We start from the raw sequence: 22,643 nt of genomic DNA, 5'->3' as shown, positions 1-22,643 counted from the left end.
CTACATCTTGTCGCGGTCCGGCCGCAGCCCTCGCATCACATCGCGGGCGTCCCAGATGTCCCGCTCGGCCTCGGTCGGGGCGCCGCCGCCGAACGCCGCCGGAACCCACCACGCTCCCGCGGGGTGCCCCAGCGGGAAGTCGAGCACCGCGACGTCGACTGCGGACTGGAGGGCCGCCTGCAGGCGGCGCCCGGCGTCCTCGGGGCCGGTGGCCCCGGAGAGGTCCACGGGGGCGCCGAAGTGGATCCGGATCGGCGCCTTCCAGAGGGCCCGGAGCGAGCCCGCGCCCCGCCTCGTCGTCGCCCCGTGTCCCCGCGTCATGATCCGGTGCCCGCCCCAGACGCCCACCGGGACGAGCGGCACGCCGGTCTGCAGGGCCATCCGCACCGCTCCGGTGTGGCACGTGCGCACGGAGAAGCTCCGGCTGACGCCGGCCTCGGGGAACAGCGCGATGCTCCAGCCCGCGTCCAGGGTGCTCAGCGACGCCTTGAGGCTCGCGTGGCCGGGCTTCCCCACCACGGCGAGGCCCCCGCAGGCCGAGATCGCGGCACCGAGCAGGCGGCTGCGGTAGGGGCGCGGTCCCACCAGGAACCTCAGACGGTCCCTCCGCTGCTCCCACCACAGCAGGGCGACGAAGACGAAGTCGAGGTACCCGAAGTGGGTGACCGCGAGCACCACCTGGCCCGGAGGAACGTCGTCGAGGCCCGTGGCGACCACCCGCACCCGGGCGAGGTCACGGATGCCGGTGAACACGCGGCGCGCCACGTCGTACAGCCACAGGCTCCCCGGACGCAGGGGCAAGCCCCCATGCGGGGGCCGGGGCCGGCAGGCATCGTGGGGCGTTGCCATGGCGCCCAGACTACAGCCGCGCCGCGGCCCCACCTGGTCCCCCGCGGAGCTCGGATTGTCCACATAGGACGGGCCCGGGCTCCCTTCCCGTGCCGGCACTCCCTAGCGTCGTGCCCAAGGCGCCGGAGGAGCGCCGGAATCCGTCGAACGGGGCACAGGCATGGGCAAGGGACAGCGCAATCGGGCAGGCCACGGCGGAGTGCCGGCCGCCGGCGCGGGCTGGGCGTGGGAGCACTGCGCCGCGGGCAGCGACGACGGGCCGCGGGACCCGCACCTGCCCGAGTTCAGCAGGCGCCAGGCCGATGCCCTCAGGGCCCATGCCGCCCAGGCCGTCCGCAGCCGCGGTTACCGGGCCAGGGACCGCGGGACACACCTGACCGTGACGGGAGGCCCCTTCACCGGTCCGGGTGCCCAGCTCGGGTTCTCGACCATCGCCCGCGAGGCGCAGCGGACGCCCGAGGCGGACTGGGCCGCTCTGGTGGACGCCGTCGTCGCCCAGATCCTGGGCGCCGCCGTCCAGGGCTGCGGGACCCACGGGAGCCTCGGCTATGCGGGGCCGGCGCTGCGCGAACGGCTCTTCCCCCGCTTCGTCGCACCGGAGCGGATGCCGCCGGGGCAGCTCGCCGAGGCCCACTCCTACGCCCGTGAGGTGGGAGGGCTTCCCCTGATTCTGGCCATCCGCCACGACCAGACCTCCATCTACGTCGCCGACGACCACCTCGCGAAGGCCGGCGGCCCCGAGGCGGCGTGGGCGGCCGCAGAGTCCAACCTCTTCGCCGCCGGCCCCGGCAGGGCAGAGGGCTTCGTCCGCGATCGGACTGCGGTGCTCCTGCTCGAGTCCGACCATCCGCGCCAGGCATCGTGGATGGCCTTCCCGGACCGGCTCATGGCCCACCTCGGCAGAGAGCCCGGCCCGCTCGGAGTCCTCTTCGGCGTCCCGGCGCTGAGGATGATCGCCGTCAGCGCGACCGAGGACAGCGTCTCGCACGAGGGCGTCCGCTCGATGCTCGGGCTCAATGCCGTCCTCGCCCAGGACGAGGTGGCGCCCCTGAGCCCGCACGTCTACTGGTGGCGTCCGGGCGCCGGCCTGCGGCAGGCCACGGCGTGGCGGGACGGCCGCGTCGAAGTGGCCCTGCCCGAGGAACTCGCCGAGCTCCTCGGCGGACCGGACGGCAGGGCCGCCGCATGAGCCCTGATCCCTCCGCCCGCAGGGAACCACCGGCGTTTTGCATTGCTTTGACACAATGGAGGGGTGACTGCCGTGCCAACCGTCCTCCCCGAAGCCCCCGCGGGCGCCCCAGCCGAACCGGTGCGCCTCGAGCTGCCGCCTCTGCACCTGGGGCGCCTCACCGTCGACACACCCGTGGTGCTCGCGCCGATGGCGGGCATCACGAACACGGCCTTCCGGCGCCTGTGCCGGGAGTTCGGCGGTGGGCTGTACGTCGCCGAGATGGTCACCTCGCGTGCGCTCGTCGAGCGTCATCCGGAGTCCTTGCGCATGATCAGGCACGACGACGACGAGACGGTCCGCTCCGTGCAGCTCTACGGTGTGGACCCCGTCACCGTGGGCCAGGCGGTGCGCATGCTCGTCGAGGAGGACCTGGCGGACCACATCGACCTCAACTTCGGCTGCCCGGTCCCCAAGGTCACCAAGCGCGGCGGGGGGTCGGCCCTGCCGTGGAAGACGGACCTGTTCACCCAGATCGTGACCGCGGCCGTCCGGGAGGCTGACCGGGGCGGACTCCCGCTGACCGTGAAGATGCGCAAGGGCATCGACGACGACCACCTGACCTACCTCGAGGCCGGGCGGATCGCGCGCGACGCCGGCGTCGCCGCGGTGGCGCTGCACGGGCGCACGGCGGCCCAGTTCTACTCGGGCACCGCGGACTGGAGCGCCATCGCCCGGCTGCGCGAGGCCCTGCCGGACGTCCCGGTGCTCGGCAACGGCGACATCTGGAGCGCGGAGGACGCGGTGCGCATGGTGCGCGAGACCGGAGTCGACGGTGTCGTCGTCGGACGCGGCTGCCAGGGCCGGCCGTGGCTCTTCGGCGACCTGCAGGCGGCCTTCGAGGGCTGCCCCGACCGCATCCGCCCCGGCCTCGCCGAGGTGGGCGAGGCGTTCTTCCGGCACGCCCAGCTGCTCGTCGAGTACTTCGAGGACGAGGGCAAGGCCCTGCGGGACATCCGCAAGCACGTCGCCTGGTACTTCAAGGGCTACGCGGTGGGAGGGGAGCTGCGGGCCCGCCTCGCACAGGTCAACACGCTCGAGGAGCTCCGCGGCCTGCTGGGCACCCTCGACGCGGACGCGCCCTACCCCGGCACCGACGCCGAGGGCCCGCGCGGGCGGGCCGGGTCCCCCAAGCGCCCCGCCCTCCCGGACCGCTGGCTCGAGAGCCGGACCATGGACAGCGACCAGACCCGTGACATCGCCGCCGCCGAGCTGGACGTGTCCGGTGGCTGAGGCGGTCGCCGAGGGGACCCGCGGCTATGCGGCGCAGGACACGCAGCGCTGGGTCGAGGAGCCGCCCAAGAAGTCCTACCGCAGCGACTTCGAGCGGGACCGGGCCCGCGTCCTGCACTCGTCCGCCCTCCGGCGGCTCGGGGCCAAGACGCAGGTCGTGGCACCGGACACCGATGACTTCGTCCGCACCAGGCTGACCCACTCGCTCGAGGTGGCGCAGGTGGGCCGCGAGCTGGGGCGGGTCCTGGGCTGCGATCCGGATGTCGTCGACGCGGCCTGCCTCAGCCACGACCTCGGCCACCCGCCCTTCGGCCACAACGGTGAGAGCGCCCTGAACGACATCGCCCACGCGATCGGCGGCTTCGAGGGCAACGCCCAGACCCTGCGCCTGCTGACGCGCCTGGAGCCCAAGGTCCTCGACGCCGGGGGGCGGCCCGCTGGCCTGAACCTGACGCGCGCGAGCCTGGACGCGGCGTGCAAGTACCCGTGGACCGCGGTCGAGGCGCCACTGGTCCACGGCCACCGCACCAGCAAGTTCGGCGCCTACGAGGACGACCTCCCGATCTTCTCCTGGATCAGGGACGGCGCCCCCACCGGCCGGTCGTGCATCGAGGCCCAGGTCATGGACCTCTCGGACGACATCGCGTACTCGGTCCACGACGTCGAGGACGCGATCGTGGCGGGCAAGTTCCAGCTGCGCTGGATGGAGAACCCGGACCACCGCGCCCGGGTCATCGGCTACACACAGCAGTGGTACCTGCCGCACAGCGACGCCGCCGCCATCGACGCGGCGCTCGCCCGCCTCGAGGCGACCCCGGTCTGGGTGCGCGAGGCGGACGGCTCGCGCAGGTCCATGGCCGCGCTGAAGAACATGACGAGCCAGCTGATCGGACGCTTCTGCGACAGCGCCCTCGCGCTGACCAGGGCCGCCTACGGGGCGGCGCCGCTCACCCGGTACAGCGGGGAGGTCATGGTCCCCGAGGAGACGGTCCTGGAGATCGCGGTCATGAAGGGCCTCGCGACCACCTTCGTGATGACCACGGACCACCGCCAGCCCATCTACGAGCGCCAGCGCGAAGTCCTGCATGCCCTCGTCACTGCCCTGAGCGCCACGGGTGAGCGGCATCTCGAACCGATGTTCGCGGCGGACTGGCGGGCGGCCAAGGACGATGCCGGCCGGCTGCGGGTGGTCGTGGACCAGGTCGCCTCCCTCACGGACGGTTCGGCCCTGGCCTGGTACGAGCGGCTCGTCGGGAGCCTTCCCAGCCTGTGGTGAGCCGGAGGGCACGGGGCCGGGACTGTCGGCGACAGTGGCTAAGGTAGATCCGTGGCTGGCCTGATCAAACCCGAGGACATCGCGGAAGTCCGCGCCCGCACGGACATCAGGGAGATCGTCGACGGCTACGTGACGCTCAAGGGCGCCGGCATCGGCTCGTGGAAGGGCCTGTGCCCCTTCCACGACGAGCGGAGCCCCTCGTTCCACGTCCGCCCCCAGGTGGGCACCTACCACTGCTTCGGCTGCGGCGAGAGCGGGGACGTGATCAGCTTCGTGATGAAGATGGACCACACCGCGTTCGCCGAGACCGTCGAGAAGCTCGCGGCGCGCATCGGCTACGAGCTGCACTACGAGGAGGGCGCGGGCCCCCGGCGCGAGGAGGTCGGGCGGCGGCAGCGGCTCCTGGACGCCCACAAGATCGCCGCCGAGTTCTTCCAGGCGCAGCTGCTGGCCCCGGCCGCGGCGGCTGGGCGGCAGTTCCTGTTCGAGCGCGGCTTCGAGCGCAACGTCGCCGAGCAGTTCGGCGTCGGGTTCGCCCCCCAGGGCTGGGACTCCCTCCTGAAGCATCTGCGGTCCAAGGGCTTCCGGGACGACGAGCTCAAGCTGACGGGCATGTTCTCGGAGGGCAACCGAGGCCTCTACGACCGCTTCCGTGGGCGGCTCATCTGGCCCATCCGCGACATTTCGGGGGATGTGATCGGATTCGGCGCCCGCCGCCTCTTCGACGACGACCAGGGCCCCAAGTACCTCAACACCCCTGAGACGACGCTCTACAAGAAGTCGCAGGTCCTCTACGGGATCGACCTCGCCAAGCGCAGCATCGCCAAGAAGCGCCAGCTGGTCGTCGTCGAGGGCTACACGGACGTCATGGCCTGCCACCTCGCCGGCGTGGACACGGCGGTCGCCAGCTGCGGGACGGCGTTCGGCGGGGAGCACATCAAGATCGCGCGCCGCCTCCTCTCCGACGACGGGACCGGGGGAGAGGTCGTCTTCACGTTCGACGGCGACGCCGCCGGCCAGAAGGCGGCGCTGAAGGCCTTCGAGGAGGACCAGCGCTTCGTGGCCCAGACGTACGTGGCGGTCGAGCCGAGCGGGATGGACCCGTGCGAGCTGCGCCAGCACCGCGGCGACGCGGCCGTGGTCCAGCTCATCGGGACCAGGCGCCCGCTCTTCGAGTTCGCCATCCAGGCAACCCTCCGCAAGCACAACCTCGACTCGGTGGAGGGCCGGGTCTCAGCCCTGCGCGAGGCGGCGCCCGTCGTCGCCCAGATCCGCGACCCCGCGATCCGTCCCGCCTACACCCGCGAGCTCGCGAAGTGGCTCGGCGTGCCCCTCGAGGACGTCTCGCGCGCGGTGCAGTCGGCAGCGCGGCGGGGCACGCCGTCGCCCGCGCCGCGCCAGGGCCATCAGCAGGAGGGCCCCGCCCACGACGGCGACCGGGCGGCCCCCGCCCCCTTCTCACCCGCCGCGTGGCGGCCGGACCCGCGCGACCCGGTCGCGGTGATGGAGCGCCAGGCGCTCGAGGTGGTGCTCCAGCAGCCCCAGATGCTCACCGACTCGGCCTGGACCGAGTTCGCTGCGGCACGGTTCGCGGCCCCGGCCCACGCCGCCCTCCACTCGGCGATCGCCGCAGCGGGCCGCCCCGCCCCCCAGGAGGCGGCCGCCGGCTGGATCGAGCGGGTGCGCCACGAGCTGCCGGAGGCCCTGCGGCCCCTCATGGCCGAGCTGGCGGTGACCCCGCTGCCTGCCACGACCGAGGAGTCGCTCGAAAGGTACTGCCGGGACATCCTCGCCGGGCTCGCCGAGCTCCAGATCACCGCCCAGAAGGCCGAGATGATGGGCCAGCTGCAGCGGCTCGGCCCGGACAGCCCCCCGGAGGAGTACCAGCGGCTCAACCGGGCCCTGCTGGAGCTCGAGCTCCGCCGCAGGGCCCTCCGGTCGGCCGACTGAGCGGCCCCCGCGGCGGCCCGGCGCCGATTTCGCGCGCAGGCCGCGCCCTGATAGGGTAGAACCCGCTGCAATCCCCCGTAGCTCAATTGGCAGAGCATTCGACTGTTAATCGAAGGGTTACTGGTTCGAGTCCAGTCGGGGGAGCCACTTGCAGTCATTCCCCCGTAGCTCAATTGGCAGAGCATTCGACTGTTAATCGAAGGGTTACTGGTTCGAGTCCAGTCGGGGGAGCCCTGGTGCGCGCCGCCGGCCGAAAGGCCGGTGCAGCGCCGCCCGCGGCCTCTATCATGAACGTATGCCCGAGCCGTCGGCTTCCCTCCCCGCAGGGTGGACCCGCTACGAGGGTCCGCTCCTGACCGTGTGGCGTGCGCGGTTCGAGAGTGTGTTCGGCGAAGGGTCTGCCGCCGGCTTCAACGACGGGATCCTGATGCGGGACCACCGCAGGCCCATCGCCCAGTGGGTCAACTTCGCGCTCCGGTCCGCCGTCCTCGTCGCGCCCGAGACCCCGGCCGGCTGGCCCGTCCAGCGCTTCGCCATCTACTACGCGCCGCCGCGCGAGGGATTCGAGACCATCCGGACCGAACGCCACGAGTGGCTCCCTCGTGGCCCCCGCGGCTCGGCCACGGACGCCGACGCCTTCGACGCCGCGGTCCAGGCCGCCGAGCAGTTCCTGCAGGTCGAGGCGGCCTTCGGGGCGCTCGGGACGGGGAGCACGCCCGGCTGAGGCCGGCTGCGCGGCCTCGGGCCCCCGTGCGCCCCCGGGTGGTAGTTTGGTCACGGATTGCGCCTCGCGCGTTCCGGACCGACTGGAAGGAACCCGACGACGATGAGTGGACGCCACAGCATGCCGGACGATCGGCGGCCGAAACTGGCGGCTCTGCCGGACCTCGCAGGCCAGGCCGCACGGCTCGCACCACGCCAGCTGAACGATGAGCTGACGCTCGCGAAGATCGAAATGAAGCAGAGGGGGAAGCAGGCCGGCATCGGTGCCGGCCTGTTCGGTGTGGCGCTCGTGTTCCTCGGGCTCCTCGTGATCGCGCTCGTGGTGGCGGCGATCCTGGGCCTCGCCACGGTGATGCCGGGCTGGCTCGCGGCCCTCCTGGTGAGTGCGGCCTTCCTCGTCATCCTGGCGATCGCCGCGCTCGTCGGACTCCGCTGGGTGAAGCGGGCCATGCCGCTCGTCCCCGCCGATGCCATCCGCGGCCTGCGGTATGACCTGGGCATTGTGACCGAGGGCCGCGACTTCGACCCCCGCCTGCTCGACCCCTCCACGATCCAGTACAAGCGCGCCCAGGCCACCAAGGAGGCCGAGAAGGCGCGGCAGCAGCTGGAGAAGGAAGCGCAGGACCGGGCCCACGGCAAGGTCAAGCTGCCGACCCCGTCCGAGGCCGAGCTGCGCGAGCGCCTCGACAAGCGCCGCGAGCACCTCCTCGACGTCCGCGAAGGGCTCGTCGCCGAGATGGACGTCAAGCGCCAGGCCGGCTACCTCGCCGACGACGTGCGCTCGGCCCTGGCCGGCGCGTCGGGCCGCCGCCCCTTCGCCAAGGGCACCGCGGCCGTCCCCGGCGCCGCCGTCCCGTCCAATGACGAGTCCGCGCGCCGGGGCGCCGAGGCGGCCGAGATGATCCGCGAGCGCTGGGCGCCCCTGACGGTCTTCACCGTCTCCGCGACCGCCTTCGTCGTCTTCCTGCGCAAGCTGGTCAAGAGCTGATCGGCAGGGGGACACCGAGTGCACGGCAGCACGTCGGCCGTGGGGGGAACGGGAGCGATGCGGGGCCATGAGCGGGCGGAGCCGTCGTGAGGCTGTTCGACGCCGGTGCGCACCCCGGGCGCGGCCAGACCGAGACGGATGCGGTCCTGACGCTCCCGAACGTCATCACGATCCTGCGCTTCCTCGGCGTGCCGCTGTTCATGTGGCTCGTGCTCGGGCCACGGGAGTACGGGTGGGCGGTCGTGGTGCTCGCCGTCATGGGCAGCACTGACTGGGTCGACGGCTACGTCGCGCGCCGGCTCGGGCAGACCTCAACTCTCGGACGGGTCCTCGACCCCGCCGCGGACCGGCTCGCACTCCTCGCCGTCGCCCTCACCCTCGTGCTCGCGGGGGTCGTGCAGTGGTGGTACCTCGCCGCGCTCCTGGTGCCCGACGTAGCCCTGGGCCTCGCCTCGCTCTTCTACTTCCACAGCCACCCCGATCTTCCGGTGTCCAAGGTCGGCAAGGTCCGCACCGCCCTCCTCCTCGTGGGGACCCCGCTCCTCGTCCTCTCCCGACTCGCCGTGCCCGGCGCCTCCGTGTACTCGGTGGCGGCATGGGCCCTCCTCGTCCTCGGGCTGCTCGGCCACTGGGTCGCCGCGGTGAACTACTTCCGCGCCATCGTCGCCAAGGGACGGCCGGTCCGGAAGGGCCGGCTCGGGGACGGCGGCAGGGAGGCGGAACGCTGATGGTCTGGTTCGCCGTGGTCCTCGCGGTGCTGGGCGCCTTCTTCCTCGCGATCGGGGCCCAGCGCCAGGGCAGCGCCGTCAAGGCCGACATGGGCGGCCTAGCCCTCAGCTCCCGGGGGTTCGTGCGCCTGGTGCGGAACCCCCGCTGGATCCTGGGGCTGGCCCTGCTCGGGGCGGGGATGCTGTGCAACATGGTCGCCCTCGTCTCGGCGCCGCTGACCGTCATCCAACCGATCGGCGCCATCGCGCTCGTCGTCACGACGGTGGTGAACTCGAAGGACCAGGGCATCACGATCAACCGGCCCACCGTCGTCGCCATCAGCGCCTGCGTCACCGGCTCGGCCCTCTTCGTCCTCCTGGCCGTCAACGCGACCGTCGAGAACCACCATGTCGGTCCGGACGCCGAGCTCACGATTGTGCTGCTGCTCGCCCTCGCGGTCGGGGTCTTCGGCTCGCTGGCGGCCATGTTCCGCCATCGGCTCGGGGCGTTCGTCTACATCCTCGGGGCGGGCGTGCTGTTCGGCTTCGTCGCGGTCCTGACCCGGATCATCGGCCGCGACCTCCTCGCCGCCAACGGCCAGTTCCTGCTCAACGTCCAGTGGTACTCGGTCGTCGCCATCGCGGCGGCCGGCGGACTGGGCTCGTGGTTCGTCCAGAATGCCTATTCCTCCGGTCCTCCCGACCTGGTGATCGCGGGGCTGACGGTCATCGACCCGATCGTGGGCATCGCGATCGGCATCACCATCCTGGGTGAGCTGCGTCCCGATGTGCCGCCCGTGCTCGCACTGTCCATGGTCGTGGCCGCCGTCGTTGCTATCGTGGGGGTCATTGCCCTGTCCCGGCACCACCCCGAGGTCGCGAAGCGGAGGAAGGACGCCGCCCGCGAGCTCCGGGGAGGATCCGGGCCCGACGCACGTTCCCACGCCGGCTGATGCACCCGCCCGCCGCCGGCACCGCGGGCCGGAACCGCCGGCCCGCCCGACCAGGAGAGCCCTCGTGACACTGCCTGACCCCGACACGGACCTGACCAGCAAGCCGCTGACGATCCTCATCGGCGCCGACACCTACCCGCCGCACGTCAACGGCGCCGCGCAGTTCGGCTACCGGCTCGCCAAGGGCATGACGGCCCGCGGGCACCACGTGCACGTCGCGGCCGTCCGTTCTGACAAGGGCAAGAGCTTCACCGAAGTGCGCCCGGAGGCCGTCGTCCACCGCCTCCGCTCCCACTCGGTGCCCACCCACGAGTACTGGCGCATCGTGTTCCCCTGGGAGGTCAAGAAGGAGATCGCGCTCCTCTTCGACCACGTCCAGCCGGATGTCGTGCACATCCAGAGCCACTACATGATCGGCGAGCACGTCCTGTACGAGGCGGTCCGGCGCGGCATCCGCGTGGTGGCGACGAACCACTTCATGCCGGAGAACCTCAATCCCTTCCTGCCCTTCCCGCAGTGGTTCATCGACATCGTCGGCCGGCAGTCGTGGAAGGACATGGGCAAGGTCATGGGCCAGGCCGACGTCGTCACGACCCCCACGCCGCTCGCGGCGAAGGCGATGCACGACCATGCGTTCCTCACCGAGGTCCTCCCCCTCTCCAACGGCATCGACATCGCGGCCTACGAGCCGCGGCCGGACGAGACCGTCCAGAAGAACCCGTACCCGACGGTGCTGTTCGCCGGCCGGCTGGCCGAGGAGAAGCACGTGGACGTGCTGATCAGGGCCATCGCGAAGACGCCCGCCGAGCTCGACGTGCACCTTGAGATCGTCGGCGGGGGAGAGGTGCGCCCCTCCCTCGAGAAGCTCGTGGACAGCCTCGGCGTGCGCGACCGTGTGCGCTTCCTCGGGCTCGCCCCCGATGACGAGCTCCGGCTCGCCTACCTGCGGGCGGACCTCTTCTGCATGCCAGGCACGGCCGAGCTCCAGTCCCTCGTCACGCTCGAGGCGATGAGCGCCTCGACCCCCGTGGTCCTGGCCGACGCGATGGCCCTGCCGCACCTCGTGGCCGACGGCGAGAACGGCTACCTCTTCCGGCCCAACGATGCCGACGACCTCGCCTCGAAGATCACCGCCGTGCTGGGCCAGCCGGAGCAGGAGCTGGCCCGCATGGGCGCGGAGAGCCACCGCATGGTGCAGAAGCACGGGCTCAAGGCCACGCTCGACACCTTCGAGGCCCTCTACCGCGGGACGGATCTGGGCGGCGACCTGGCCTGAGCCGGGGCCCAGCCTGGTCTGCCAGTAGGATGAGATGGTCCCGCCCGCGCGGGACGGGGGGCGTTAGCTCAGCCGGTCAGAGCAGGGGACTCATAATCCCTTGGTCGTGGGTTCAAGTCCCACACGCCCTACCCCAGGAGGCCCGGAACCAGCCATGGTTCCGGGCCTTCGCCGTCCTGCGGGGGCGCCGAGGGTGTTGTGGGAACCGGACCGGCAGCGTATGTTACTGATCAGTAGTTACCTACCAGTAGCATCATGACCGGGAGACCCCATGCCCCAGCACCGCAGCGCGGCCGACCTTCCCTACGCCGACGGCGACTTCTACTCCTTCGAGGCCCTGCTGGCCGACAAGGAGCGCGACCGCCTCCACGAGGTCCGCGAGTGGCTGGGCCGCGAGGTCGCCCCGATCGCGGTCGACTGCTGGAACCGTGCCGAGTTCCCGCACGAGCTCGTCCCCCGCCTGGCCGAGCTCGACGTGATGAGCCCCATCCGCAGGCAGGGGCACTCAAGCCTCCTCGCCGGCCTCCTGCACGCCGAGTTCACGCGGGCCGACGCCTCGATCGCCACGTTCATGGGGGTCCACGACGGCCTCTTCACGGGCTCGCTCGAGCTCCTCGCCTCCGAGGAGCAGAAGGCGAAGTGGCTCCCCGAGGCCTACACGCTCGAGAAGATCGGGGCCTTCGCGCTCACCGAGCCCCTCGGCGGCTCCGACGTGGCCGGCGGCACCCGCACCACGGCGCGCCGGGAGGGCGACGCGTGGGTGCTCAACGGGGCCAAGCGGTGGATCGGCAACGCGACCTTCTCGGACTGGGTCGTCGTCTTCGCCCGCGACATCGCGGACGACCAGGTCAAGGGCTTCCTGGTGGACACCACGCTGCCCGGCTACCGCGCCACCAAGATCGAGAACAAGATAGCGCTGCGCACCGTGCAGAACGCGGACATCACCCTCGAGGACGTCCGCGTTCCGTCCGAGTTCAAGCTCGCCCACGCCAACAGCTTCCGGGACACGAACAAGGTCCTCAAGGTCACCCGGCTCGCGGTCGCCTGGCAGGCCGTGGGCCAGCAGCTCGCGGCCTTCGACGTGGCGCGGCGCTACGCGGTCGAGCGCGAGCAGTTCGGCCGGCCCATCGCCTCGTTCCAGCTCGTCCAGGACCAGCTCGTGACCATCCTCGGCAACGTGGTGAGCTCGCTGGGCATGATGGTCAGGCTTGCCCAGCTCGAGGATGCGGGGCAGGCCCGGGACGAGCAGTCCGCCCTCGCGAAGGCGTTCACCACGGCGCGGATGCGCGAGAGCGTGGCGATCGGCCGCAGCCTCCTCGGCGGCAATGGGATCGTGAGCGACTTCGGCATGGCCAAGGTGTTCGCCGACGCCGAGGCCATCTACTCCTACGAGGGCACCCACGAGATCAACACCCTCGTCACGGGACGCGCGATCACGGGCATCTCCGCGATCGTCTGACCGGGACGAGCCCTCGCGCCGGCGGGACTCACGGGGGGCCTGCCCACGGGAGGAGCACCGAGGGGCGGCGGTCCTCGATGAATGCGAGCGGGTCCACGTAGTCGTCCCCGCGGCGGACTCCCCAGTGCAGGCAGGGGCCGTCGGCGCAGTGCGCTGCCCCCGAGCCCGGTACCACACCGAACTGCTGGCCCCGCGCCACGGCGGAGCCGACCGGGACCGTGGCCTCGGCGGGCTCGAAGCTGCTGCGCAGACCGCCGCCGTGGTCCAGGGTCACGACCGGGCGGTCCACGACCCAGCCGCTGAAGGCCACCGTTCCGGCCTGCGGCGCCCGGACCGCCGTCCCGGGTGCCGCGGTCAGGTCGACGCCGCGGTGGCCGGACAGCCACGGGCGGGGCGGAGGGTCGAAGGGGCGTGAGACGGCGGGCCGCGGGGTGAGCGGCCAGGTCCAGCCCGTCTCCGGGGCCGGGTCCGCCCCGGACGCCGCCGGGCCCAGCGGTGCCAGCAGCGCTCCCACGAGGGCCACGGTCGCCGCCAGGCGCACGGGCACCAGTGCACGGGCTGCCCGGTGGGAGGTATCCATGACCTCAGGATGTCGGAGGCGGCCCGGCCCGGGCAGGGGCCAGGATGCCTATGTGGACGACCCCAGGGGGACCGGAGCTGGGGAGGTGCTTCCGCCACGGGGCGGCAGTGCCGGGCGCCGGCCGCCGCCTCCGGGCGTGTCGCGCTGTAGTACACTGGAAACCGCGGCTTTCGAGCCCGCTTTGCTGTGCCGGATTGAGTGCTCTGCCACGACCGGGCCGGCTGCGGGGGAGGAGGCCGACTCCGCGCATCCAGCGCCCGTCTCCCTCAAGCTCCGGCCCGGCCGGTGCATGCCGGGGGAGGGGCACTGCCCGCCCATCGGTCCGCGACTGCGGTAGGGCAGGCAGGGGATGCCAGGGACGGACGGCCACCCGGCCGTCGTCGTCAGTAACCGTCAACTATGGCAGGGGCAAGGGCGTACCCAGAGGTCGCCCTCGGAGAAAGACCTGCCGGAAGGAGCGTCGGCATGCCCGTCGTTACCATGCGCCAGCTGCTCGACAGCGGTGTCCACTTCGGCCACCAGACCCGCCGCTGGAACCCGAAGATGAAGCGCTTCATCCTCACCGAGCGCAACGGCATCTACATCATCGACCTCCAGCAGTCGCTGTCGTTCATCGACCGCGCCTTCGAGTTCGTCAAGGCCACGGTTGCCCACGGCGGCACCGTGCTCTTCGTCGGCACCAAGAAGCAGGCTCAGGAGGCCATTGCCGAGCAGGCGACCCGCGTCGGCCAGCCGTACGTCAACCAGCGCTGGCTGGGCGGCATGCTCACCAACTTCTCCACGGTTGCCAAGCGCATCCAGCGCCTCAAGGAGCTCGAGGAGATCGACTTCGAGGACGTGGCCGGTTCTGGCCACACCAAGAAGGAGCTCCTCATCCTCCAGCGCGAGAAGGACAAGCTCGAGAAGACCCTCGGCGGCATCCGCAACCTCTCCCGCACTCCGTCCCTCCTCTGGATCGTGGACACGAAGAAGGAGCACCTCGCGGTCGACGAGGCCAAGAAGCTCGGCATCCCGGTCGTGGCCATCCTCGACACGAACTGCGATCCCGACGAGGTCGACTTCCCGATCCCGGGCAACGACGACGCGATCCGCTCCGTGAACCTCCTCACGCGCGTCGTGGCCGACGCCGTGGCCGAGGGCCTCATCGCCCGCCAGAACCGCGGCTCCGGGTCCGAGGGCACGCAGGCCGAGCCGCTCGCCGAGTGGGAGCGCGAGCTCCTCGAGGGCGAGAAGGCCGAGGCCCCGGCTGCCGCCGAGGCCCCCGCTGAGGCTTCGGCTGCTGAGGCTCCGGCCGCCGCCGAGGCGCCGGCCGAGGCTCCCGCCGCTGCCGAGCAGTCTGCCGAGGGCACGAACTAGCTCGAGCAAGACCCTCTCCGGGCTCCCGAGGGAACCCGGAGGCCGCCGGCAGGATGGCCGCCCCCGCGGGCAGCCATCCTGCTGGCGGAAAGACCTGCAGAACATACGAGACGAGGGGTTCATATGGCGAACTACACCGCCGCTGACATCAAGGCCCTGCGCGAGCGCACCGGCGCCGGCATGATGGACGTCAAGAAGGCTCTTGACGAGGCCAACGGCGACGCCGAGAAGGCCGTCGAGATCATCCGCATCAAGGGCCTCAAGGGCGCCACCAAGCGCGAGGGCCGCTCCACCGCCGAGGGCCTCGTGGCCGCCAAGGTCGAGAACGGCGTCGGCGTCATGGTCGAGGTCAACTGCGAGACCGACTTCGTGGCCAAGTCCGCCAAGTTCATCGAGCTCGCCGACAAGGTGCTCGCCACCGCTGTCGCCTCGGGCGCTGCCGACCTCGAGGCCCTCCTGGCCGCCGATGTCGACGGCAAGCCGCTGGGCGACTACGTCGTCGAAGAGGGCGCGGTCCTCGGCGAGAAGGTCGCCGTCCGCCGCATCGCCCGCGTCGAGGGCGCCACGGTCGACGCCTACCTCCACAAGACGTCGAAGGACCTCCCGGCCCAGGTCGGCGTCCTGCTCGCCGTCAACGGCGAGGGCGAGGCCGCCGATGCTGCCGCGCACGACGTCGCCGTGCACGTGGCCGCGATGGCCCCGAACTACCTCCGCCGCGAGGACGTCCCGGCCGACCTCGTCGAGTCGGAGCGCCGCATCGCCGAGGAGACCGCCAAGGCCGAGGGCAAGCCCGAGGCTGCCCTGCCGAAGATCGTGGAAGGCCGCGTGACCGGCTTCTACAAGGGCGAGGTCCTCGTCGACCAGGCGTTCGCCAAGGACGCCAAGAAGTCCGTCGGACAGGTCCTGTCCGAGGCCGGTGTCGAGGCGACCGCGTTCGCCCGCTACCGCGTCGGCGCCTAGCACGCGCACCAGAGGGGCGGCCACTTCGGTGGCCGCCCCTTTGCTGTGGCCGCCGCCGCGCAGCCCTTACGCAAGTGCCGCTACTCTAGACGCAGGCTCCAGCCCAGACGCTCCACACGAGGGGACACATCCATGGAATCCGTAACGACCGCCGACCCCGCTATCCCCTCCACTGACGACTCCCTGCCCGACGCGGCCGCGGCCGCCGCGCTCGTCGACGACCCGCAGCCGCGCCGACGCCGCGTCCTGCTCAAGCTCTCCGGGGAGGTGTTCGGCGGCGGCAAGCTCGGCGTCGACCCCGGGACCGTGCGCGGCGTGGCCGAGCAGATCGCCGCGGCAGTCGACGAGGTGGAGATCGCCATCGTCGTGGGCGGCGGCAACTTCTTCCGCGGCGCCGAGCTCTCCCTCTCCGGCATGGACCGCTCGCGGGCGGACTACATGGGCATGCTCGGCACCGTCATGAACTGCCTGGCGCTCCAGGACTTCCTCGAGCAGGCCGGGGTCGAGACCCGCGTGCAGAGCGCCATCACCATGGGGCAGGTCGCCGAGGCCTACATCCCGCGCCGTGCCATCCGGCACATGGAGAAGGGGCGCGTCGTGATCTTCGGCGCCGGGGCAGGCCTGCCCTACTTCTCGACCGACACCGTTGCCGCGCAGCGGGCCCTCGAGGTCCACGCCGACGAGGTGCTCATGGCCAAGAGCGGGGTCGACGGCGTGTACACCGCGGACCCCAAGAAGGACCCCTCGGCGGTCAAGCTCGAGCACCTCACCTACGACGAGGCCCTGCGCCGGGACATCCGGGTCATGGACCAGACGGCCATGACCATGTGCAAGGACAACCGGCTCGACATGGTCGTCTTCGGCATGGAGGGCGAGGGCAACGTCACCAAGGCGATCCGCGGCGAGCACCTCGGCACCCGCGTGACCGTCTGAGCGCCGCCGACATGCGGCTAGGATGTTCCTAGTCCCCGACGGCGGGGGCCGGCGCCGCGCGCCCGGCCCCCGCCGTACGCTGCAAACGAAGTCCACAAGGAGTGCGACGTGATCGAAGAGACCCTGCTCGAAGCCACCGAGAAGATGGAGAAGGCGGTCGAGGTGGCCAAGGAGGACTTCGCGTCGATCCGGACGGGCCGCGCCAACCCCGCGCTGTACGCGAAGGTCATGGTGGACTACTACGGCACGCCCACGCCGCTGCAGCAGCTGGCCTCCTTCCAGGTCTCGGACGCCCGCACGATCCTCATCACCCCGTACGACAAGAGCGCCCTGCGCGACGTCGAGAAGGCGCTCAGCGACTCCGAGGTCGGCGCCAACCCGTCCAACGACGGCAACGTGATCCGCGTGGTCCTGCCCGAGCTCACCCAGGAGCGCCGCAAGGAGTACGTGAAGATCGTCAAGGGCAAGGGCGAGGACGCCAAGGTCTCGATCCGCAGCATCCGCCGCAAGGCCAAGGAGTCCCTCGACAAGCTCGTCAAGGACGGCGAGGTCGGCGAGGACGACGGCGTGCGCGGTGAGAAGGAGCTCGACTCGCTCACCAAGAAGCACGTCGATGCGGTCGAAGACCTCGTCAAGCGCAAGGAAGCCGAGCTGCTCGAAGTCTGATGAGCGCGCCCCAGCCCGACGCACCGAGCCCGGGGCCCCCCTCCTCAGACGGACACGTGCCGGGGGGCGGGCTCCCCGGACTGCGCCGCGACCGCAAGCCCAAGCCGCTCTCGCGGGCCGGCCGGAACCTGCCCGCCGCCATCTCGGTGGGCCTCGCCCTGCTCATCATCCTGCTCGCGGGCCTGTTCCTGTGGCCTCTGGGCTTCGTGCTGATCGCCGTCTCAGCGGCCCTGCTGGGTGTCTGGGAGGTGTACCGGGCGCTCGAGACGCACGGGACCCGGATCCCGGTCGTGCCGGTGCTGGCGGCGGCGGTGGCGATCCCCGCCACGGCCTACTTCGGCGGCCAGGAGGCACAGCTGTTCGCGCTCCTCGCCAGCTGCGCGGCCGTGCTCCTGTGGCAGAGCCTCGAGCACCCCGCAGGGGCAGCGCGGGGCGTCTTCGCGGGGGTCTTCGTGGTCCTGTGGATCCCCTTCCTCCTCGGGTACGCGGTGCTCCCGCTGCACGCCACCACGCCGCCGCCTGGGCTCGGCCTGTGGCTGAGCGGCGCGGTGCCCCCCGCCACCCTCGAGCTCGCACTGACCCTCCTTCTCGTCGTGGCCAATGACACGTTCGGCTACATCGTGGGCGCGAGCCTCGGCCGCCACCCGATGGCCCCCAAGATCAGCCCGAAGAAGTCCTGGGAGGGCTTCGCGGGCTCGGTGGGCGGGGCGATGGCCGTCGGCGTGCTCGGGGCTGTCCTCCTGCTGGGCCGGCCCTGGTGGGAGGGCCTCGTCCTCGCGGTCGTCATGGTCGGCGCCGCGACCGCCGGCGACCTCGCCGAGTCCATGGTCAAGCGCGAGCTGGGGATCAAGGACATGAGCAGCATCCTGCCAGGCCACGGCGGCATGATGGATCGCCTCGATTCGATCCTCTTCGCCACCCCGGCGGCGTTCCTCGTCTTCAGTCTCCTGCCGAGCTCCTAGCCGGCAGGTTCCCATGATGGTCTTTCGAGCACTCCAGAGAGGACGCACACACGTGGCGCACACCGAGGACAGCGCGGCGGCAGGGTTCGATCGGGTCGGCCGCGGCGACCTGGGCTACAGCCCCAAGCAGGTTGAGAAGTTCATGTCGGCGGCGCGGGACTTCCTCGAGGACCCGTCCGCGCCGGCGGTGACGAGCCACGACGTCCGGACGGTCTCGTTCGACGCCGTCCGCGGCGGCTACGACGCCACCGAGGTCGACGCCGCCCTGGACCGCCTCGAGGACGCCTTCGCCCGGCGGGAGCGGGACGAGCTGATCCAGCATTCGGGCGAGGACGTCTGGCTGCGCGAGATCGGACAGCTCGCCGGGGTCCTCCGCGGCAGGCTCGTGCGCGCCGACGGCGAGCGGTTCCGCCGCCCGTCGAGCCCGAAGGCCCCCAGCTACCACGTCGAGGACGTCGACAGCCTGTGCGTGCGGCTCCTCGACTACCTCGAGCACGGCTCGCCGATGACGGCGGACGAGGTGCGCACGGCCGTGTTCCGCACCGTCACGGGCCAGGAGGGCTACGAGGAGACGCAGGTGGATGCCTTCCTCGACCGCGCCGTCGAGCTCATCGCCGCCATCGACTAGACGCACGACGCCGGCCGGCCGCCGCACGCTGCCCGGTCGCCTCAGCGCGGCTCGGGGGAGTGGAGCCGCACGAGGAAGCGGTCCGCGCCCCGCGGGACGCTGCGCCTGCTCGCGCGCGAGACGACGATCATCACCGCGAACGCGAGCGGCACCGTCCAGGCCGCCGGCTGGGCGCACGCGACGGCCACGGCGGAGGCACGCGCAGCGTCCCCCCAGATGCCCGCGCCGAGGGCGGCGGAGGCCACGAGCGCCCCGCCGCACGCGACGGCCCCGACGGTCATCCCGGCGATGGCGCCCGCCGGGGTCAGGCGCCGCCACCAGATGCCCAGCACGAGCAGGGGGCAGATGGTCGAGGCCGTGAAGGCGAACACGAGCCCGACGCTCCCCGCGAGGCCCTGGCCCCCCATGCCGAGCGCCAGGAGGAGCGGAACGAGGGCCGAGAACGCCGCGGCCGTCCTGAAGCCGCGCACGCTGCCTCCGAACAGCTCCTGGCTGATGACCCCCGCCACCGAGACGAGCAGCCCCGAGGTCGTGGACAGGAAGGCGGCCATCGCGCCGGCGAGCACGAGCGCCGAGAGCGCGGTCCCGAGTGGGCCGGCGAGCAGCCGCTCGGGCAGGAGGATCGCCAGGGCGTCCCCCTGCGAGGCGAGGTCGGGCGCCGCGATCCGGCCGATGAGGCCCACGGCGGTGGGGAAGATGTAGAACACCGTCAGCAGCCCGAGCACGATCACGGTGGTCCTCCGGGCCGTGACCCCGTCCGGGTTGGTGTAGAAGCGGACGAGGACGTGGGGGAGTCCCAGCGTCCCGAAGAGCAGGGCGAGCAGCAGCGAGAAGGTGCGGTAGCCGCCGTCGGACGTCCCCGGCGCGGCAGAGAGGGCCGCGAGCGCTTCGGAGCCGGCGCCCGGCAGCCCGCGGCCGGCGACCAGCAGCGCCAGGAACACCGCAGGGACGGCGAGGCACGCGAGCTTGAGCCAGAACTGGAACGCCTGCACGAACGTGATCGAGCGCATGCCGCCGAGCATGACCGCGAGGACGACGACGGCGACCACGGCCGCCGAGCCAGCCCAGCCGGGCAGCCCCGTGGTGATCCGCACCGCGAGCGCCGCCCCCTGCAGCTGCGGGATGATGTAGAGCCAGCCGATCAGGACCACCAGGACGCTCGTGGTGCGCCGGGCCGCGAGCGAGCCGAGCCTGGCTGCGGTGAAGTCGGGGATCGTGTACGCCCCGGAGCGGCGCAGGGGCGCGGCGACGAACAGCAGGAGCATGAGGAAGCCGGCGGTGTAGCCCACCGGGTACCACAGGGCCTGCGATCCGCTGACCATGATGAGCCCCGCCACGCCCAGGAAGCTCGCCGCCGAGAGGTACTCCCCGCCGATGGCGGACGCGTTCCACCAGGGGCGCACCGTGCGGGAGGCGACGTAGAAGTCGCTGGTCGTGCGGGAGATCCGCAGTCCGTAGAAGCCCACGAGGACGGTCGCGGCCGCCACGGCGCCGAGGGCCGCGAGGCCGATGGCCGGCGTCACGGGTGGTCCTCGAGGAGTTCGGCGTAGCGCTGCTCCGTGCGGTTCGCGGCCCGGTAGTAGGCCACCGCCGCGACGAGGGCGGCCGGGTAGGGCAGCGCCCCGATCAGCAGCCACACGAGGGGGACCCCCGGCAGCCAGGGCAGGTCCCCGGCGGCATCCGAGATGATCCAGAGCGCGGCCACCGCGGTGAGGAAGGCCCCCGCCACGAGTGCCGCCAGGCGGAACTGGGAGCGCAGGAGCGAGCGCAGCACCACGCCGCCGAGCTCCGACTGCTCTGCCACCTCCCGCGAGAGCGGCGGCGTGCGGGGCGCGCTCGCGGCACTCGAGGCGGGCGCGGTCACGCGCACCCGCCGCGAGCGGTCGATCCGCCGGTCCCCGGCCCCGGGAGCCGTCACGGCCGCGGCCGGATCCGGCCCGCGGCGAGCCGCTCACGCAGCCCGGGCAGGCAGCGCCGGCTCACGGGGAGCTCCGAGCCGCCGGCCAGAACGGTCGGCTGCGGGCCGCCGAGCCGCAGCTGCTGCACCGCGTCCATGGCCACGAGGTAGGAACGGTGGATCCGCACGAAGCCGGCGCCGCCCCACTGCCGCTCCAGGTCCGTCAGCGGGACCCGCACGAGGTAGGTGCCCTCGGGCGTGTGCAGGCGCGCATAGTCGCCCTGGGCCTGCACGAAGGCCACATCGTCCCGGCGGATCATCCGGGTGACCCCGCCCTGCTCGACCGTGATGATCTCGGGTGCGTCCGCCTGGGCGCCCCGCGCGCCCTCGCGCGCTTCGACGATGCGCCCCACGCACCGCTCGAGCCGCTCGGGCCGGACGGGCTTGAGGAGGTAGTCGACGGCGGCGAGGTCGAATGCCTCGAGGGCATGGTCGTCGTCGGCGGTGACGAAGACGACGGCGGGCGGCGCGGCGAAGCGGGCGATCACCCCGGCCAGCTCGAGCCCGCTCAGGCCGGGCATGTGGATGTCGAGGAAGAGGGCATCGACCTCCTCGCGCTCGAGGACCTTGAGGGCCTCGGTCCCGGAGGTCGCCGAGTGGATGGCGCCGACGCGGTCGTCGCGGCCCAGCAGGTACGTCAGCTCCTGCACCGCCGGCAGCTCGTCGTCCACGACGAGGGCACTGATCATGCGGCTCAGTCTATCGGCGGCCGCACCACGTGCTCCGGCTGCGACTTGGGGACGCGCAGGGTCACGAGCGTGCCGTGTCCGGGGGCGGTCTCGATGACGAGGCCGTGGTCGTCCCCGTACACCTGCCGCAGCCGGGCGTCCACGTTCCGCAGGCCCACGTGGATCCCGCCGGCGCGGCCCGCGAGGACCTCGCGGAGCCGCTCCGGGTCCATGCCCGCGCCGTCGTCCTCGATCTGCACGAGCGCCTCGTGCGGGGAGTCCTCGGCGGTGATGCTGATGTGGCCCGTTCCCTCCCGGGCCTCGAGGCCGTGGCGCACCGCGTTCTCGACCAGCGGCTGGAGGCTCAGGAAGGGGATGGGCACGCCGAGGACCTCCGGAGCGATGCGCAGGCTCACCTGGAGCCGCTCGCCGAAGCGGGCCCGCTCGAGCAGGAGGTACTGGTCGATGCTCTTCAGCTCCTCGGCGAGCGTCGTGAAGTCGCCGTGCCGGCGGAACGAGTACCGGGTGAAGTCGGCGAACTCGACGACGAGCTCCCGCGCCCGTGCCGGATCGGTGAGGATGTACGAGGCGATCGCGGTGAGTGCGTTGTAGATGAAGTGCGGGCTGATCTGCGCCCGCAGCGCGCGCACCTCGGCCTCCATGAGCAGCGTCCGGGACCTGTCCAGCTCGGCGAGCTCGGCCTGCGTGGCCACCCAGTCCGCCACCTCGCGCGTGGCCCGCACGAGTCCGGCGCCCGCGGAGGGGGAGAAGGCCACGACGGTGCCGATCACGCGGGTTCCGGCGCGGACGGGCGCGACGACGGCTCCGCGCAGCCGGCAGTCCGCCTCGGCGCAGCCCACCGCCGAGCAGTCGAGCTCGTCGGCGTCCGCCACTCGGGCGCGTCCGTGGGCGAGCGTCTTCGCGGCCAAGGCCATCACCGCCCCCGCATGCGCCGGGCTCTCGCCGTCCCAGGCCAGCAGGCGGGAATCGTCGGTCAGGGCCAGCGCGGGGGCGCCGAGCATGGAGCGCAGGTGGTGCGCGGCCTTCGCTGCGCCCTCGGGGCCGAGACCCCCGCGCAGGGACCGGCCTGCCTGGGCGGCCGAGTGCAGGATCGTGTAGCTGGCCCGCTCGGCGTCGCTGCCGAACTCCCGGCGCGCTCCCCGCGTCCGCCATGCGACTGCGCCCACCGCCACGCCCGCGGCCAGCACGAGGGCCAGCACGGCGAGCGTGAGGGTGTCGGGAGACATGATGCAAGGCTAGCCGCCCGCGGCAGCCGCTCGGCGTGGGCGCG

The 22,643-nt window shown here is 72.2% G+C and carries 22 protein-coding genes and 3 tRNA genes; 19 read left to right on the top strand and 6 right to left on the bottom strand.

Annotated elements, in window-relative coordinates:
- On the bottom strand, positions 1-849 hold the full coding sequence (locus J2W20_RS08270; protein WP_307006015.1) for a lysophospholipid acyltransferase family protein: 849 nt from the start codon (positions 847-849) through the stop codon (positions 1-3).
- Positions 850-1,009: 160 nt separating this feature from the next.
- Between J2W20_RS08270 and J2W20_RS08265 the strand changes: the two genes are divergently transcribed.
- From J2W20_RS08265 to J2W20_RS08205, 13 genes are all read left to right on the top strand, one after another.
- A complete protein-coding gene (locus J2W20_RS08265; protein WP_307006014.1) occupies positions 1,010-2,038 on the top strand; it encodes a hypothetical protein in 1,029 nt (342 codons plus the stop codon).
- 63 nt (positions 2,039-2,101) lie between these two features.
- Positions 2,102-3,310, top strand: coding sequence for a tRNA dihydrouridine synthase DusB (dusB, locus tag J2W20_RS08260; protein ID WP_373457979.1), 1,209 nt, complete (start codon positions 2,102-2,104; stop codon positions 3,308-3,310).
- Positions 3,303-4,586, top strand: a complete 1,284-nt coding sequence (locus tag J2W20_RS08255) for a deoxyguanosinetriphosphate triphosphohydrolase (RefSeq protein WP_307006013.1) — start codon at positions 3,303-3,305, stop codon at positions 4,584-4,586. Before dusB ends, J2W20_RS08255 begins: the two co-directional genes overlap by 8 nt.
- 51 nt (positions 4,587-4,637) lie before the next feature.
- Positions 4,638-6,536 carry a DNA primase gene (gene dnaG, locus J2W20_RS08250; RefSeq protein ID WP_307006011.1) on the top strand — a complete coding sequence of 633 codons (1,899 nt, stop codon included), beginning with the start codon at positions 4,638-4,640 and terminating at the stop codon, positions 6,534-6,536.
- 71 nt (positions 6,537-6,607) lie between these two features.
- Positions 6,608-6,683 (top strand) — tRNA-Asn (locus J2W20_RS08245).
- Positions 6,684-6,694: 11 nt separating this feature from the next.
- A tRNA-Asn gene (locus J2W20_RS08240) sits at positions 6,695-6,767 on the top strand.
- A gap of 64 nt (positions 6,768-6,831) precedes the next feature.
- Positions 6,832-7,260, top strand: coding sequence for a hypothetical protein (locus tag J2W20_RS08235; protein WP_307006010.1), 429 nt, complete (start codon positions 6,832-6,834; stop codon positions 7,258-7,260).
- A 102-nt stretch (positions 7,261-7,362) separates the two neighbouring features.
- Positions 7,363-8,247: a phage holin family protein gene (locus tag J2W20_RS08230; protein ID WP_307006008.1), complete on the top strand. Its 885-nt coding sequence runs from the start codon at positions 7,363-7,365 to the stop codon at positions 8,245-8,247.
- 86 nt (positions 8,248-8,333) lie between these two features.
- Positions 8,334-8,975, top strand: coding sequence for a CDP-alcohol phosphatidyltransferase family protein (locus tag J2W20_RS08225; protein ID WP_307006007.1), 642 nt, complete (start codon positions 8,334-8,336; stop codon positions 8,973-8,975).
- On the top strand, positions 8,975-9,907 hold the full coding sequence (locus J2W20_RS08220) for a DMT family transporter (protein WP_307006006.1): 933 nt from the start codon (positions 8,975-8,977) through the stop codon (positions 9,905-9,907). The genes J2W20_RS08225 and J2W20_RS08220 overlap by 1 nt, the downstream gene beginning before the upstream one ends.
- A gap of 64 nt (positions 9,908-9,971) precedes the next feature.
- A complete protein-coding gene (locus J2W20_RS08215) occupies positions 9,972-11,183 on the top strand; it encodes a glycosyltransferase (RefSeq protein ID WP_307006005.1) in 1,212 nt (403 codons plus the stop codon).
- A gap of 57 nt (positions 11,184-11,240) precedes the next feature.
- Positions 11,241-11,314, top strand: a tRNA-Ile gene (locus tag J2W20_RS08210).
- Positions 11,315-11,454: 140 nt separating this feature from the next.
- Positions 11,455-12,642, top strand: a complete 1,188-nt coding sequence (locus J2W20_RS08205; protein WP_307006004.1) for an acyl-CoA dehydrogenase family protein — start codon at positions 11,455-11,457, stop codon at positions 12,640-12,642.
- A gap of 28 nt (positions 12,643-12,670) precedes the next feature.
- On the opposite strand, the gene J2W20_RS08200 is transcribed toward J2W20_RS08205, so the two are convergent.
- A complete protein-coding gene (locus J2W20_RS08200; protein ID WP_307006003.1) occupies positions 12,671-13,222 on the bottom strand; it encodes a M23 family metallopeptidase in 552 nt (183 codons plus the stop codon).
- Between the two features lie 465 nt (positions 13,223-13,687).
- Here J2W20_RS08200 and rpsB point away from each other — a divergent pair, with 465 nt between their 5' ends.
- The 6 genes from rpsB to J2W20_RS08170 all read left to right on the top strand — a co-directional run bounded on the left by rpsB (position 13,688) and on the right by J2W20_RS08170 (position 18,727).
- Positions 13,688-14,578 carry a 30S ribosomal protein S2 gene (rpsB, locus tag J2W20_RS08195; RefSeq protein ID WP_307006002.1) on the top strand — a complete coding sequence of 297 codons (891 nt, stop codon included), beginning with the start codon at positions 13,688-13,690 and terminating at the stop codon, positions 14,576-14,578.
- A gap of 123 nt (positions 14,579-14,701) precedes the next feature.
- On the top strand, positions 14,702-15,538 hold the full coding sequence (gene tsf / locus J2W20_RS08190; RefSeq protein ID WP_307006001.1) for a translation elongation factor Ts: 837 nt from the start codon (positions 14,702-14,704) through the stop codon (positions 15,536-15,538).
- Positions 15,539-15,670: 132 nt separating this feature from the next.
- Entirely contained in the window at positions 15,671-16,471 is an 801-nt protein-coding gene (pyrH, locus tag J2W20_RS08185) for a UMP kinase (protein ID WP_307006000.1), read from the top strand.
- 108 nt (positions 16,472-16,579) lie between these two features.
- A complete protein-coding gene (gene frr, locus J2W20_RS08180; protein ID WP_066497164.1) occupies positions 16,580-17,137 on the top strand; it encodes a ribosome recycling factor in 558 nt (185 codons plus the stop codon).
- Positions 17,137-18,099 (top strand): phosphatidate cytidylyltransferase, encoded by a 963-nt coding sequence (locus J2W20_RS08175; protein WP_373457978.1) that lies wholly within the window; start codon positions 17,137-17,139, stop codon positions 18,097-18,099. The genes frr and J2W20_RS08175 overlap by 1 nt, the downstream gene beginning before the upstream one ends.
- A gap of 52 nt (positions 18,100-18,151) precedes the next feature.
- Complete coding sequence (locus J2W20_RS08170) at positions 18,152-18,727, top strand: DivIVA domain-containing protein (RefSeq protein WP_307005997.1); 576 nt, start codon at positions 18,152-18,154, stop codon at positions 18,725-18,727.
- A gap of 41 nt (positions 18,728-18,768) precedes the next feature.
- Here the strand turns inward: J2W20_RS08170 and J2W20_RS08165 are convergent, their stop codons facing one another.
- The 4 genes from J2W20_RS08165 to J2W20_RS08150 are packed head-to-tail and all read right to left on the bottom strand — an operon-like array spanning position 18,769 to position 22,599.
- Positions 18,769-20,250, bottom strand: a complete 1,482-nt coding sequence (locus J2W20_RS08165) for a sodium/solute symporter (protein WP_307005996.1) — start codon at positions 20,248-20,250, stop codon at positions 18,769-18,771.
- Complete coding sequence (locus tag J2W20_RS08160) at positions 20,247-20,645, bottom strand: hypothetical protein (RefSeq protein WP_307005995.1); 399 nt, start codon at positions 20,643-20,645, stop codon at positions 20,247-20,249. Before J2W20_RS08160 ends, J2W20_RS08165 begins: the two co-directional genes overlap by 4 nt.
- On the bottom strand, positions 20,642-21,373 hold the full coding sequence (locus J2W20_RS08155; RefSeq protein ID WP_307005994.1) for a LytR/AlgR family response regulator transcription factor: 732 nt from the start codon (positions 21,371-21,373) through the stop codon (positions 20,642-20,644). The genes J2W20_RS08160 and J2W20_RS08155 overlap by 4 nt, the downstream gene beginning before the upstream one ends.
- Before the next feature lie 5 nt (positions 21,374-21,378).
- Positions 21,379-22,599 (bottom strand): histidine kinase, encoded by a 1,221-nt coding sequence (locus J2W20_RS08150; protein ID WP_307005993.1) that lies wholly within the window; start codon positions 22,597-22,599, stop codon positions 21,379-21,381.
- Positions 22,600-22,643: the final 44 nt, after the last annotated feature.

Origin of the sequence: Sinomonas atrocyanea, from assembly GCF_030812675.1 — a bacterium.
GTDB classification, from domain to species: Bacteria; Actinomycetota; Actinomycetes; order Actinomycetales; family Micrococcaceae; genus Sinomonas; species Sinomonas atrocyanea_B.
The sequence above is the reverse complement of the archived record's forward strand: the minus strand, read 5'-3'. Positions and strand labels throughout refer to the sequence as shown.